We start from the raw sequence: 14,143 nt of genomic DNA, 5'->3' as shown, positions 1-14,143 counted from the left end.
GGAGAAAACGAACGAAAACTCTTTTGCAAAGGAACGGCCAGGCATGGTCAGAGTTGGTACGGAATCCTTGCTGAAACTTGCATAATTTCACTCCCGGCCGGGCCTGCCGACCCCGTTCCGACGCTTGGCGCGGAGCCCAATGGAGGCCGGGACGGTAAGCTGAGCCTTATCATTTTCGCATCATGTTGACCGGCTAGGTTTGATCCGTATTCACCTGGTTCAGCCTTCGCCTCATGAAAAAGCTGCTTTTCTCCGCTGCCGTGCTGCTGTACTCCGTCGCCACCCTGGCCCAGACGCCCGCCGCTACAACTCAGATCCTCGACATACCACTGGAAGCCGGGCAGCCACGAGCGAAATACAAGCCGAAACCCGACGCGCCCGACCACCGGGAAAGCAGGCTGGCTCCGGCAACGCATGGCCAAGCGGTGCGGGGCGTAGCGCATAGCCCCTTTCTGGCGGGCTCCCGCCGGGGGGCCGCCGTTAGCGCCGTGGCCAGTGGTGGCCGCGCCCACCAAGGTATCCGGCCGGCCCGCGGCCCGCGCAGCCACGGCAGTGCCCGGGCGGCCAGCTGCCACCGCCAAGAAGGCCACGCGGGCAAGTATGGGCGCCGCGCGGGCAAGTAGTTTTTCGGCCCAGCCGCTGGCAGTCGGCCGCGTTTCTGAGTTATTCAGAGGCGCGGCCGGCACTGTTTGTCGGGGTTGGCGTGTTTCAATGCATAAAATACAGTAGGTTGCTTCGGCGCCCGGGCTGTTTTGTCTTTTTCTTCTATGAAACCTGCATTCCACTTTCTGCTTTTTCTGCTGCTGGCGCTGGCAGCAGCGCCCACGCCAGGGTATAGTTCGGCGGCCAAAGTCGTGCGCCCGAAAAAGGCGGTGGCAGTGGAACCCGCCCAGGGCAGCCGGCCCGGCAGTGCCCGGGGCCGCAGCACCGCGACCAAGCCGCCGGTGAAATCGGTGCCCCAGACCCACCGGCAAAGCAAGCCGCTGCGGGTAGAAGCCGGCGCCCGATCTTCGTTTCTCGAAGCCCGCTCGGCCCGGGGCGAGCGAACCGAACGCACAGCCCGCAGCGCCCGTAGTAGCAGGGGGTCCGAAGGCAGCCGGAGCATCCGGGGTGGCGGCAGTAGCAGCCGTGCGGGTGCGGGCTCCAGCCGGGGCCACGGGCGCGGGCATTGATTACTGACTAGCAGCATATGGCTTTTCCACTTGGGTTTCGCGGCGTACTGAGCCTGCTGCTGCTGGCCGGCCTGCTGGGTGGCGGCACGGCCGCCGCCCAGGATGTGGGCAGCAGCAAACCCAAGCCCCGCCCCACCGCGGCACCCGTGAAAGGCAAGGCTCCGGTGAAGGGTAAAGTAGCCCAAAAGAAAGCTCCCCCGCCGCCGCCCAAAGACACGCGCCACGGTAGTTTCCGGGCCGAGCTAATCTACGGCACGAACTCCTCCTTTTTCGGGCGCACCCAAACCACGCGCTTTCCCTACGCGGCCGGCGAAGCCACCTACACCAGCAAGTATGGCGTGTGGGGCTCGGTCGTCACCTATAATCTGTTCGACACGCCCAGCTTTCTGGATGAAACCGACCTGTCGGTAGGCTGGGACGGCGACTTGTCGAAGACCGTGGATGCCTCGCTGAGCTACTCCCACTTCTTTTTTGCGGAAAACAGCCCGCTGGTAAAATCCAGCGTCAATAACTCCCTCGACACCTACGTGGGCTGGGACTGGGGCTACCTGTACTCGCGCCTGAACGCGGCCTACCTGTTTGGGGAAAGCAACGACTTTTTCCTGGTGCTCGACAACTCCCGCTACTTCGAAATCAACGAGGTATTCACGCCCAAGGGCTACGTGTCTATCGAACCCCGGGTGAGCGTGATGGCCGGCACGCAGCATTTCGTCGAAACCAGCATCGAGCAGCAGATTCTGCGCGGCAACAACGGCAATGGCAACAACGGAAAAGGCAAGGGTAAAGGGCCAGGTCAGGGTCCGGGGCAGCCGACGACCATTACCACGGTTATTGAAACGCCGGTGACGCGCTTTCGGGTGCTCAACTACGAGCTGCGCGTGCCCGTGACCTACTCGCTGGGTATGGTGTCGGTGCAGGCGGCCTGGCGCTACTCCGTGCCGGTCAATCTGCTGCCCGACGACGTGTCGCACGCCCGCTCCTACTTCACCACCAGCCTTGCCCTGTACCTCTAACCCCGCTTTCCGCCCCGCCCCATGACCGTTCTTATCGTGGAAGATGAGCGCACCCTGGCCCGTGAGCTAGGCATCTTTCTGCACCAGCAAAACTTCACCTGCACGGTGGCCCGCACCGCCCGCGAGGCCCGCGCCCAGCTGGCCGATACGCCCTTCGACTTCGTGCTGCTGGACCTGGGCCTGCCCGACGGCGACGGGCTGGACGTGCTGGCCGAGGCCAAGCAGAATGAGCTGACGGCCGCCGTCATTATCCTCACGGCCCGCGGCGCGGTCGAAGACCGGATTGGTGGCCTGGAACTGGGCGCCGACGACTACCTGGCCAAGCCTTTCTCCCTGCCCGAGCTGCTGGCCCGCATGCACGCCATTACGCGCCGCCGCTTCGGGCTGAACAAGCCCCTGATTGGCTGCGCCGGCTTTGAGCTGGACCTGCAGGCCCGCCGCCTGCTGCACCAGGGCCAGGAAGTAAGCCTGTCGGTCAAGGAATTCGACGTGCTGAGCTACTTGGTGCTGCACAAAAACCGGGTAATGACGCGCCTGCAGCTCACCGAGCACATCTGGGGCAACCTACCCGAAGCCGGCTTCGACTCCAACTACATCGACGCCCACATCAAGAACCTGCGCAAGAAGCTGGGCGCGCTGGCCGACGTAGAGTGGCTGGAAACCGTGCGCGGCGTAGGCTACCGGGCGCGGCTGTAAAATATGATTATACTATTAATAAAGGCATCCTGCTGAACTTGTCGAAGCATCTCTCCCGCCAAAGTAAATGATTCTACTACCGCGGGAGAGATGCTTCGACTGCGCTCAGCATGACGCTCTTTTCTTGTTGCCTTTCACACCCAACGTCAGCACACGGGATGCCGCGCGGTGCTCGACATGACGGTTCAAACCAACACACTTGAAGCTCAGCACTAAATTCTCCCTGTTCAATGCCCTGTCGCGGGTGGCCATTCTGCTGCTGCTCGTGGGCGTGCTGCCGCCGGTAATGAGCCGGCTGGCCCTGGTATCGACCGACAGCCGGCTGGCCCAGAAAAAGGAGAAGGTGCTGCGCTTGATTCGTCGCAATGGCATTTCCACCTTTATCGAGGGCGACCAGTCGTCGTACGGCAGCTACAACTTGCTCAAGGAGGAGTTTATTTCGCTGGAGGAAATTCCGCCCGGCCCGCGCATCGACGTGATTGAGGACTCGAAGCGGGCCGTGGAAGATGAGATTGTGGAATACCGGGTGCTGAGCTACTCCTTTGCCCAGGGCCCGAAATACTACCTGCTCGAAATCGGGCGCAGCACGGGCAGCATCGACGAGACGGAGCGCAACTTTCGCACCTACGCCCTCTACATGCTGCTGGTAGCTGTGGCCCTGACGACGGCCGCCGACCTGGTTTTTTTCCGCTACCTGCTCGAGCCGTTCTACACCATCATCCGGCAGCGCCTGAAAAATGCCCACCACCCGGCCGCTTTCAACTTCGCGCCCATTGCCACCGACACCGACGACTTCCGCTACCTCGACGAAAGTCTGCGGGAAATGATGACCACCATTCAGGCCTCTTTCTCCAAGGAGCGTAAGTTTATTGCCGACGCCTCCCACGAGCTGCTCACGCCCCTGGCGGCCCTGCAGTACCGCTTCGACAACATGCTCAGCGACGAGAGCCTCTCGGACGAAAACCTGCTGCGCGTGGTGGAGTCGCAGCGCACGGTGCACCGGCTGCGCACCATCATCAAGTCGCTGCTGATGATTTCCAAGATTGAAAACGACCAGTTCAGCCGCACCGAATCGGTGTCGTTATATCAGCTCGTAGCCGAGGTGAGCGAGGAAGTGCAGGACCGACTGTCGGTGCTAGGCCTGACGCTGACCCAGGAAGTAGAGCCGGATTTTGTGGTACCCAACAGCAACCGGGGCCTGCTGTTTACGCTGCTGTTTAACCTGGTGAGCAATGCCATTAAGTATAACCGCGAAGGAGGCCAGATTTTCCTGCTGGGCCGCCCCGCTTCTACCGCCGCCGGTGGCTATGTGCTCGAAATCCGGGACACGGGGCGGGGCATCAGCAAGGAGCAGCTGCCGCGCCTGTTTCACCGTTTCGACAAAGGCGCCAGCACCGACCCCGACAGCTACGGCCTGGGCCTCTCCATCGTCCGCACCATTGCCGATCTGCACGGCATCAGCATCGAGGTAAACTCCATCGAAGGGCTGGGCACCTCTTTTCTGCTCACATTTCCGGCGGTGGAGGGCGGGCAGTAAAAGCCCGTTTGCAGGCACCGTAAAGCAATAAACAGGGTAGAAAGGGCGTGTGCGCGGGGTAAGCAAAAAGTAGGGGCTTATCATATTCACATCATGTTGGCGCAGTACTGTTGCAGGACGACACTGTCATTGAGTTGCCATCCTGCCTACCCTAACACCTGCGCCATGTCCGTCCTGTCACCCAACTCTTCTTCGGCTCCGCAGTCCGATACTCCCGTTATCTGGTCATTGTGGGGACGTTTTTTCCTGCTTCTGAGCCTGCTGCTGATGGCCCGCGCCAGCCGCGCCCAAAGCCCCGATTCGGAAAACGGCTCCTTCCCGGCCGTAGCCGACCTGGGCCGCGGCCAGGCTGCCCGCGCCCGGTTTACGTACTACGACGGCAGCCGCTGCGCCGGCACGGCGGGTATGCTCGTGCCCACGGTAGCGGTGGGCGCCGCGGCCGGTACTTTCTCGGCCAGCCCCGCCGGCCTGCGCCTCAATCCCCTCACGGGCGCTATTGATCTGGCCCAGAGCCAGCCCGGCACCTACACCATTATCAACCAGCTGGCCGATGCCACTTCGGCCAGCACTAGCCTTGAGCTGCACGCCCTGCCCGCCCCCACCCTTGCGGCCAGCGGCCCCACGACTTTTGCGCCCGGGGGCGCGGTGCAGCTTATAGCCAGCGGCGGCACACCCGGCGCCACCTATCAGTTTTTCAACAACGGCCAGGCTATCAGTGGCGCCACGGCCAACAAGTACACAGCTACCGCCAGCGGCTCCTACACCGTGCTGGTTATTAATCCGGGTAGCTGCGTGGCGGCTTCGGCCCCGGTGGCCGTAACGGTAGCCCCGGCCAACGGCCCCGCGCTGACCAAGCAGGTAAAAACCACTCCAGCCTCCTCGGCTCGCCCGGCAGCGGCGGGCGTGGTGCTAAACGTATTTCCCAACCCCAACACGGGCAGCTTCACGGTAGCCGTTACGGGCAGCTCTTCCCCGACCGAGCTGGCCGTATTTACTACTTTGGGCGAGAAAGTTCAGTCCAGCACCCTGCCTTTGGTGGCGGGCACCTGCAACGCCGACCTGAGCCATCTGGCCCCCGGCGTTTATATTTTGCGCGCCACCACCGCGGCCGGTACCATCAGCCGGCGTGTGGTGCGGGAGTAAACCAGCTTGCTCAACACCCGCTGCTGCCCGGCAGCCGGCGGGCCCAGTACCTTGCGCAGAGCCGGCCTCACAAGCCGGCTTTCTTTTCGTAGCCTCCTGAGGCCGGAGCCCTTCTTTTTACGTAGGGTGTTTCCGTATATTAACGCCTCGCCTCAGTTCGCCTCCGGATGGAAATCCTGTATGATACGCTTCCCCTTTCCATCGCCTACGACCCGCTAAACCACTGGCTGTACGTGGAATGGAAAGGCCAGCACAACGAAGTGTCGGCGGTAACGGGGGGCGACCTGGTACTGCGCTGCCTGCAGGACCACCCCTGCGCGAAGATGCTCAACGACAACAGCCAGGTTACTTCCGACTGGGACAAGGGCGCAGCCTGGGTAGGGGGCCACTACTACGAGCAGCTGGCCTGCCGGGGCGTGCGGTTCGTGGCCTGGGTGTATCCGCCCCACTGGCGGGCCCGCAAGTCGATGGACAAAGCCATGCTCTTTGTGACGCGGCCCATGGTCGTCACCTTCGACGATGTGGCTACGGCCTACGAATGGCTGCGCACCTGCTCCTGACCGGCTGAAGCCAGCAGTATATAATATCAAAAAGGGCCCTCACTTCGCAGTGTGGGCCCTTTTCTTCGAAAGGAACAGGATGGAGGGTGTTTGTTTGCGGGGTATAGCTCAGAATAGGCGGCCGCCCGGCTACGCGGCCTGCTCGCGGGCAGGGCGCAGGTGCAGCCGGTTATCGGGCTGCCCGGCTTCGGCTTGCAGCATGGGGGAAGCCACGCCGCCGTGAAGCACGAAAAACGCTTCGATATGTTGGTTCAGCAAAACCGGGTCGTCCGAATCAAGCTCGGCTACGATGTCGGACATGGAGGCAATGTTTTCACGCGTCGTGAGCATATAGCCGGCCTCGTACAGCCAGGAATACACGAACAGCGTGGCGCCGTCCTGGGCGGTGTATAGGTGCTGGTAGCGCACATCCGTCGGGGGAATGTAGGCGCCCTGCCCGCTGCGCGCGGAGTGATATAAGGAGTAGCTTGGTACCAGGGGAACGAAGCCGAGCGTGTGCAGATAGGTATCTTTCATGGTCGAGGTCAGTTAAAGCACTTCTGGGAGAGAGGGCTGTTGAACGCATCCAAGATTGCCGACTTCTGGGTGGATAGAAAGGAAAATTTCCCAGCAATTGTGACGTCGCCACCTACCTCCGCAATTACCTGGCAAGCAGCCATTACACTGCTTTTTCACATAATATGCGCTGAAATTTTCTTTCTTAGCTTACGAATTGTGACATTGATAAATGCTAATTTACCGGTATACTACCCGAAGTTTTAGCCCATTTTCACGGGTGTAACGCCACTATAGCCTGCCGGGGGGCGGCCGTTGGGGCTAGGCCCGCGCCGCCCGGTAATCCGGGCTTTTCGGGGCGCAATCTATTGTTGATCGGCGTTCGTATAGCGGGCATATTCTCCTCACCAGTTGCTGCCGCATGACCAAGCAATTTATTCTCTTACTGATGTTGATTGGGCTTCTCAGCGCTATGGGCAGTGGTCCCGCCACGGCGCAGCAGGCTCCCAAAACCAAGACCGACGCGCAGAAAACAAAAACCAGGCAAGCCGGCCGCACCACTAAGTCCAAGGTGGCCGACGACGGCAAGGTGAAGCAGAAAGACAAGGTCCGCAACGTCGGCAAGCAAAAGGTTAAAGTCAAGCCTACGCCCACCGGCCCGCCGCCCGGCGCCGGCGTGCTGGTGGGCGGCACCCTGATGACCCCGGACAAGGACATCGTGAACAACGCGGTAAACTCCACCGACCACACCACCCTGGTGTCGGCCCTGGCGGCGGCGGGCCTAGTGGAAACGCTGAAGGGGGCCGGACCCTACACCGTGTTTGCCCCCACCAATGCCGCTTTCGACAAGCTGCCCGCCGGGGCCGTCACGACGCTGATGATACCCGAAAACAAGCAGAAGCTGCGCGCCCTCTTAACGTATCATGTGGTGCCGGGCCGCCTCAGTGCCGCCGACCTGCTGGACGGACAAGCGCTGACAACGCTGACCGGCGAAACGCTGACCGTGGTGCGAAAAGACGACGCGGTGCTGCTGCGCGACGCCAAAGGCAGCCTGGCCCTCGTCCTGATTCCGAATATTATGTCCAGCAATGGCGTAACCCACGTTGTCGACGCGGTGCTGGCGCCCGCCAAGTAACCCCCCGCCACCTAGCATTTAAGCCTGCTGGGCCGCGGGGCAGAAGCCACCGGATGAGCAGAAAAATAATACTCCCGGAAAATGCCCGCAGGTCGTCCTGCGGGCATTTTTTATGGCCCAAACCCCTTCTTAACCGTTCCCGCTGCCCGCAGCTACCAAATGATTTTCGGATATTAGAGGCATCATTCATTCCGTTCTTTTTCCAGCATATGAAACACCTCTTCGCATGGGCTTTGGCCGCTGCTATGAGTTTGAGCATGGCCGCTACGGCCCAGGTGATGCCCGCGGCACCGCCTGCTAACTTGCAGGGCCAGCAACTAAAAGACTGGCTGCGCACCAACTGGTACGATGGCAAACGCGTGGACCTGGGCTACGACGTGGCCCGCGGCAAGATGTACAACTACATCGACGTCTTCAACGGCCAGCTGACCTGCGTGTACTCGGGCTACTCGGTGCCCAAAACCATCGACTCGACGGCAACCAACACCAGCAACGTGGGGCTGATCAACTGCGAGCATACCATTCCGCAGTCGTGGTTTAACGAGGTGAGCCGGATGAAGTCCGACATTCACCACCTGTTCCCGACCTACACCCAGTGGAACTCGAACCGCGGCAGCGACATGTTTGCCGACATTGCCGACAACCAGACCCAGATCTGGATGCGCGGCACGGTAGGCCAATCGACCATCCCGACCACCAACATCGACGAGTGGAGCGAGGACACCAACACCGCCTTCGAGCCCCGCGAAGACCACAAGGGCAACGTGGCCCGCTGCGCTTTCTACTTCTATACCATGCACGAGGGCCAGGCCTTCGACGCGGGTAAAGACGTTATTACCGGCCTGGCCGACCTGCAGACCCTGTACCGCTGGCACCTGGCCGACCCGGTAGACGCCCGCGAGCGGGAGCGGAACCGCCGCACGGCCAAAAGCCAGGGCAACTTCAACCCCTTCATTGCCTACCCCGAGCTGGTAGCCCGGGCCTACAACCTCACGGTGCAGCCCATCTTTGGCTTCTCGACGCCTTCGGGCACCATTCTGGAAGGCAACAGCGGCACTACCGCCTACACCACGACGGTAACCGTAACGCCGGCCCCGACCTCTACCCTAACGGTGCAGGTAGCCGTAGACGCCGCATCCACAGCCACGGCCACGGAAGACTACACCTTCGCCACCCAGACCCTGACTTTCGCCGCCGGCGAAACCTCCAAGACGGTAACGGTAACGGTGAACGGCGACACCAAGCCCGAAGCCAACGAAACCCTGCTGCTCACGCTGACCAACCCCAGCACCGGCAGCTCTACCGGCAGCTCGTTCTCCCACTCTCTGGTTATTACCAACGACGACGGCCAGGCCCCGACGGTAGCCTTCAGCGCCGCCACCGGCGCGCTGACGGAAGGCAACACCGGCTCGCAGACCTACACGCTGAACGTGACCCTGACCGGCACTGCCCCGACGTCGGCTGTTACGGTTCCCATCACGGTGGATGCCGCTTCGACGGCCGTTGCCGCTGATTACACCCTGAACACCACGTCCGTGACGTTTGCCGCGGGCCAGACCAACCAGACCCAGCCCATCACCATCACCGTGGTTGGCGACCTGACGCCCGAGGCCAGTGAAACCGTGGTGCTGCGCCTGGGTACGCTCACCGGCGGTGCTGTTGCCGGAACTCCCGCCACGCACACGTTCACCATCACCAACGACGACCAGGCGCCCACGGCGGGCCCCTGCACCCGCCTGTATTTCTCGGAATACGTGGAGGCGGCTACCGGCAACACTAAAGTGCTGGAAATCTTCAACCCCTCGCCCTTTGGTGTTGACCTGACCGGTAAGCGCGTGGCCCTGTATGCCAACGGTGCCACGGCTAACCCCACCATTCAGAACCTGACGGGCAGCATTGCTCCCGGCGACGTGTACGTTATTGCCAACGCCGGCTCGGCCCCCGCCGTACTGGCCCTGGCCGACCTGACCTCGAACGTCACGTTCTTTAACGGCGACGACGCTATTGCCCTCTTCGACGGCACCGATACGCTGGACGTCATCGGGGTAATCGGGCAGCGGCCCGCTACCACCGGCTGGGTAATTCCGGGCGGCGGCACCACCACCGACAATACGCTGGTGCGCCGCGCCGCCGTTACCGGGGGCTCGACGCGTTGGGCAACCGGCGCGGCCACCTGGCAGGCCCTGGGCACTGATGTGTACACCAACATCGGCAGCCACACCTCCAACTGCCTGACGCTGGGCACCAAGGCGGCGGTAATTACCAACAAGCTGGAAGTGTACCCCACGCCTACCACCCACCTGCTGCACGTGCGCCTGCCCGAGCTGGCGACGCGCACCCAGGCTACCATCAGCCTCTACAATGCCCTGGGCCAGCAGGTCCTGACGCAGAAGCACACGCTGGGCGGCACCGCGGCCGAGGCGACGCTGGATGTGCACTCGCTGCCCGCCGGCCTCTACACAGTTCGGGTGGCTACCGGTGAGGCCTTCTACACGAGCCGCGCTGTAGTACAGCCCTAGTAACTGCTGTACTCAGGCCCTGGCGCCTGAAAACCAGAAAGCCCTGATTCTACGCGTGGAATCAGGGCTTTTTTTATGGTAACCACGGGCGTTGGGCCGCCCGCCTATTCTCGCAGGTCCTGGTACTGGGTGTGGCGCTCCACGTAAGCCTGCATATAGGCACAGGAAGTGCGGATGCGCAACTGCTGGCTGCGGGCAAAGTCCAGGGCGGTGGTGGCCAGGGCCTCACCCACGCCCTTCCCGCGCAGATTTTCATCGACAAACGTGTGGGTAAAATCCACTACGTCGTCGGTGGGGCGGCTGTAGGCCAGCTCGCCTTCGTAGCCATCGAGGGAGGCATAAAAGGTTTGTTCTTCTTCGTTGTGCGTGATTGTGGGTTTCATCAGGGGTAATAAGGCAAGTAGGACAAATTGAAAAAAGCACGGGGCTGGGCTTCTTACGCAGGCCGGGCACCGGGGGTAAGGACTGCGCACCCGGATTTTACGGACGAGCGTAGCCAAATCAGGCAGAGCTGCGTACATACCGACAGCGCCGGGCCACCCGGCTACTCCACCCTTACTCTTCTTTCGCCATGCAAAATCACCCCAACGACGGCAGCAACGATAATCCGGACGAATTCAGCGAATTCCGCAAAGACAAACAGCACAACCAGACGCCGGAAAACCACCGGGAGGGCGCGGCCCGCGCCGGCGACACCGCCGAAAACGGTACCGACGCTCAAAGCCAGCCCAAGCCCAACACCTTCGGCACCAACACGCCGGCTTACGGGGAGTTTGGCGGCGGCCAGAATGCGGCTCCGGCGGCGGCTAATGACGTGTATTCGCACCCGGCCGGCAACAACCCCGGCGGCGTAGCCGCTCCCAATATCACGGAGCCCGACCAGCGCGGCGCGGCCCCCCAGAACCGGGCTACCGCTACGGCCGTAGCCAGCCAGAACGACGACGATGATGTGCGCCGGGAAGCCAACAAGCTCGACGACCCGCGCTACGGCAGCGGCACCCGCAACTGGGCCACGGACGAGCCTGCCAACCGCAGCACCGGCCCCGAAGACCCTAACGACAGCGCCCTAAACTAGCCCGCCGGCTTTCACTGCTTTACTTCCCCCATTATGGATAAGAACAAGAAACCGGCCGCTTCGAACGAGCCGCAAACGGACGGCGCCAAGATGAGCGCCGAGCAGCAAAAGCACCACGACGAGCTGTACAACTACAAGCGCGACGAGGAAGGCACCTTGGATACGTCGGCCCGGCTGGAGCAGGAAACCACGGGCATTCCGGACGACACGACCGTGCCCGGCGCTACCGGCGACCTGGCCGCCACTGGCGACGCGCGGGACAACATCATTATCGAGTCGAACAACAACTACGATAACGACAACAACCGCTAACGGCCCGGCTGGTCCGCGCCAGCGGCCCACTTTGACTTGTGTAAAAGCCGCTTTGCCTCCGGGTGAAGCGGCTTTTTACGTGTAGCGGCGGCCGGGGCCGGGGGCTTGCCGCGCACCGCGCCGCCCGGTTTGGGGCTGGGGCTACATCCTTCTAAGCCCATTGTAGTATACTAGCACGTCATTCCTTACTAAACACCTCCGCCCGTATGCCTGCTCCTTTGCTCGTGCTGACCGACTTTACGCCCGCCGCCGATGCCGCCCTGCAGTATGCCGCCGCGCTGGCGGCCCAGTTGAAAACGCCGCTGGTGCTGCTGCACGTAAACCGAAACTCTATTTTTGACCCCGAGTCCTTTACCGGCAAGCTGCCCCAGCGCACCGAAGGCGAAATAGCAGTGGCCCTGGATGAGCGGATGCGGGGCCTGACGGTACCAGTCGTTCCGGCCGTTGCGTCGGGGCGCTCCACGGCCGCTATTCTCGAAGTGGTGGAGCAGCATCGGCCGGCCCTGCTGGTGCTGGGCAAGCCCGATGTGGACGAACTGCCCGATGAGCTGGTGACGACTACCTCGCTGGACCTGCTGCGCGAGTCGCAGTATCCGCTGCTGGTAGTGCCCGCGGGCACCAAGCCGGTGGCGCCACGCTGCCTGACGCTGGCCGCCGACAACAACCCGTTTCAGCTGGCTGCGCCGGCCAAAGCAGTGCAGGAAGTATTGCTGGCCTTGCAGGCCCAGCTTACCGTGGTGCACGTAGCCGAGCCCGAGGATACTGACTCCTGCTCGGCTGCCGTGGAAAGCGTGCGGGCCGCCGGGCTGCTGGCCGGCATAGAAGACACGGTGCGCAGCCGGGGTGTCCGCAGCCTGGACGTTGCCCAGGGTATTGCCCAGGGTGCCCGGGCGGCCAACGCCGAACTGGTGGTGGTCATTGCCCGCCGCCACAGCGTGTTGGGGCGCTTGTTTCACCGTAGCGTTACGGCCCAGGTTATTCGGCACACCCGCCTGCCCGTGCTGGCTTTGCCCACAGCCAACTAGCCCGGCGCGGCGCCGGCACCAGGCCGCGGACGGGGTCAAACAACCTTGGTCCGCCCCGGCAAATACGAGTCAGCAGGTGCTGCCTGGGCCGCGGCGCGTAACGCTACACCCCTCCCGGCCGTTGACCCTATCTATACCAACTATCCCGGGCCGTGTCCGTCAGCAATTCTATTCCCGATTCGCGCCGCCGCTTTCTGCGGCAGCTCAGCCTGGGCGCGGCCGCCGCCGCCGTGGCCGGGCCTGTGCCGGCGTTTTCCCAACCCCAACCTGAACCTATGAAACCAGCGGATTCCGGCAAGCTCGGCTTTGCCATCGTGGGCCTGGGCAAGTTTGCCACCCAGCAGATTATGCCCAGCTTCAAAGACTGTAAGCACGCCCGCATCACGGCTTTGGTCAGCGGCTCACCCGACAAGGCCAAGAAGCTGGCCCAGGAGTACGGCGTGGCCGAGAAAAGCGTGTACAGCTACGAGAACTTCAACTCCATCAAGGACAACCCCGAGGTCGACATTGTCTACATCATTTTACCCAACTCCATGCACGCCGAGTACACCATCCGGGCGGCGCAGGCGGGCAAGCACGTACTCTGCGAGAAGCCTATGGCCACGTCGGTGGAAGACTGTGAGAAGATGATTGCGGCCTGCAATAAGGCCGGCAAAAAGCTCATGATTGCCTACCGGGCCCACTACGAGCCCTTCAACCTGGACGCCATGGAGCGCATCCGCAAGGGCGAGTTGGGCAAGCTGCGGGCCATCACCTCCGACCACGGCCGCCCGGTGAAGCCCACCGAGGAAAAAGCCGACTCGTGGCGGGTGGTGAAAAAGCTGGCCGGCGGCGGCTCCCTGATGGACATTGGCATCTACGCCCTGAATGCCTGCCGCTACCTCACGGGCGAAGAGCCGGTAGAAGTAACGGCCCAGGAATACAGCGACAAATCGGACCCGCGCTTCAAAGAGGTGGAAGACAATATCCATTTCACGCTGCGCTTCCCCAGCGGCGTGCTGGCCTCCTGCACCAGCTCCTACAGCTACTCGGAAGTAAAGCGGGGCCGGGTGTTCGGCGACAAAGCCTGGCTCGACCTCGACCCGCTGTCGGACTATTACGAGCACAACATGAAAATCGGGGACGACAAGGGTAAGGAAGAGCCCAAGCTCAAGGAGGGTAACCAGTTTGCCGCTGAGCTGGACCACATGGCCGAGTGCGCCCGCGACAACAAAACGCCCAAAACGCCCGGCGAGGAAGGCCTGAAGGACGTGCGCTACATCATGGCCATCTACGAAGCCGCCAAAAAGGGCAAAGCCGTGAAGGTGTGATTTAGCGACTTAGTGAGTTGTCGTTCGGCTGGCAGTTCAATAACGCCTGTCACCTTCTATCTGACCCACTGAAGTTCCTCACATATAGAAAGCCCTTTACCACGCTGGTGGTAAAGGGCTTTTCGCGTTAAATAGCGGTTTTCATTCAGGT

15 protein-coding genes are annotated in these 14,143 nt (G+C 62.1%); 13 read left to right on the top strand and 2 right to left on the bottom strand.

Features of this window, described 5'->3' with window-relative positions:
* Positions 1–233: 233 nt before the first annotated feature.
* The 7 genes from LGH70_RS09930 (at position 234) to LGH70_RS09900 (ending at position 6,121) form a co-directional block, all read left to right on the top strand.
* Positions 234–623, top strand: a complete 390-nt coding sequence (locus tag LGH70_RS09930) for a hypothetical protein (protein WP_226185078.1) — start codon at positions 234–236, stop codon at positions 621–623.
* Between the two features lie 144 nt (positions 624–767).
* Positions 768–1,172: a hypothetical protein gene (locus LGH70_RS09925; RefSeq protein WP_226185077.1), complete on the top strand. Its 405-nt coding sequence runs from the start codon at positions 768–770 to the stop codon at positions 1,170–1,172.
* A 17-nt stretch (positions 1,173–1,189) separates the two neighbouring features.
* Positions 1,190–2,185, top strand: a complete 996-nt coding sequence (locus tag LGH70_RS09920) for a hypothetical protein (protein ID WP_226185076.1) — start codon at positions 1,190–1,192, stop codon at positions 2,183–2,185.
* A 21-nt stretch (positions 2,186–2,206) separates the two neighbouring features.
* Positions 2,207–2,881, top strand: a complete 675-nt coding sequence (locus LGH70_RS09915) for a response regulator transcription factor (RefSeq protein WP_226185075.1) — start codon at positions 2,207–2,209, stop codon at positions 2,879–2,881.
* 199 nt (positions 2,882–3,080) lie between these two features.
* Positions 3,081–4,418: a sensor histidine kinase gene (locus LGH70_RS09910; protein WP_226185074.1), complete on the top strand. Its 1,338-nt coding sequence runs from the start codon at positions 3,081–3,083 to the stop codon at positions 4,416–4,418.
* Between the two features lie 165 nt (positions 4,419–4,583).
* Entirely contained in the window at positions 4,584–5,561 is a 978-nt protein-coding gene (locus LGH70_RS09905) for a T9SS type A sorting domain-containing protein (protein ID WP_226185073.1), read from the top strand.
* Between the two features lie 167 nt (positions 5,562–5,728).
* Positions 5,729–6,121 (top strand): STAS/SEC14 domain-containing protein, encoded by a 393-nt coding sequence (locus tag LGH70_RS09900; RefSeq protein WP_226185072.1) that lies wholly within the window; start codon positions 5,729–5,731, stop codon positions 6,119–6,121.
* A gap of 129 nt (positions 6,122–6,250) precedes the next feature.
* Here LGH70_RS09900 and LGH70_RS09895 read toward each other — a convergent pair whose 3' ends face one another.
* On the bottom strand, positions 6,251–6,637 hold the full coding sequence (locus LGH70_RS09895) for a hypothetical protein (RefSeq protein ID WP_226185071.1): 387 nt from the start codon (positions 6,635–6,637) through the stop codon (positions 6,251–6,253).
* A 427-nt stretch (positions 6,638–7,064) separates the two neighbouring features.
* Here LGH70_RS09895 and LGH70_RS09890 point away from each other — a divergent pair, with 427 nt between their 5' ends.
* Together LGH70_RS09890 and LGH70_RS09885 are read left to right on the top strand one after the other, a co-directional pair.
* Entirely contained in the window at positions 7,065–7,751 is a 687-nt protein-coding gene (locus LGH70_RS09890; RefSeq protein WP_262905295.1) for a fasciclin domain-containing protein, read from the top strand.
* A gap of 209 nt (positions 7,752–7,960) precedes the next feature.
* Positions 7,961–10,270, top strand: a complete 2,310-nt coding sequence (locus LGH70_RS09885) for an endonuclease (protein ID WP_226185070.1) — start codon at positions 7,961–7,963, stop codon at positions 10,268–10,270.
* A gap of 104 nt (positions 10,271–10,374) precedes the next feature.
* On the opposite strand, the gene LGH70_RS09880 is transcribed toward LGH70_RS09885, so the two are convergent.
* The gene (locus tag LGH70_RS09880) at positions 10,375–10,653 is read right to left on the bottom strand and encodes a GNAT family N-acetyltransferase (RefSeq protein ID WP_226185069.1); all 279 of its coding nucleotides are present in this window, start codon (positions 10,651–10,653) and stop codon (positions 10,375–10,377) included.
* 188 nt (positions 10,654–10,841) lie between these two features.
* Here LGH70_RS09880 and LGH70_RS09875 point away from each other — a divergent pair, with 188 nt between their 5' ends.
* From LGH70_RS09875 to LGH70_RS09860, 4 genes are all read left to right on the top strand, one after another.
* Entirely contained in the window at positions 10,842–11,345 is a 504-nt protein-coding gene (locus LGH70_RS09875) for a hypothetical protein (protein ID WP_226185068.1), read from the top strand.
* Between the two features lie 33 nt (positions 11,346–11,378).
* Complete coding sequence (locus LGH70_RS09870; protein ID WP_226185067.1) at positions 11,379–11,657, top strand: hypothetical protein; 279 nt, start codon at positions 11,379–11,381, stop codon at positions 11,655–11,657.
* Positions 11,658–11,863: 206 nt separating this feature from the next.
* On the top strand, positions 11,864–12,682 hold the full coding sequence (locus LGH70_RS09865) for a universal stress protein (protein ID WP_226185066.1): 819 nt from the start codon (positions 11,864–11,866) through the stop codon (positions 12,680–12,682).
* 152 nt (positions 12,683–12,834) lie between these two features.
* Complete coding sequence (locus tag LGH70_RS09860) at positions 12,835–13,992, top strand: Gfo/Idh/MocA family protein (RefSeq protein ID WP_226185065.1); 1,158 nt, start codon at positions 12,835–12,837, stop codon at positions 13,990–13,992.
* Positions 13,993–14,143: the final 151 nt, after the last annotated feature.

This window comes from Hymenobacter nitidus (assembly GCF_020447315.1).
GTDB classification, from domain to species: domain Bacteria; phylum Bacteroidota; class Bacteroidia; order Cytophagales; family Hymenobacteraceae; genus Hymenobacter; species Hymenobacter nitidus.
This window is presented reverse-complemented; position numbering and strand designations above follow the sequence as displayed.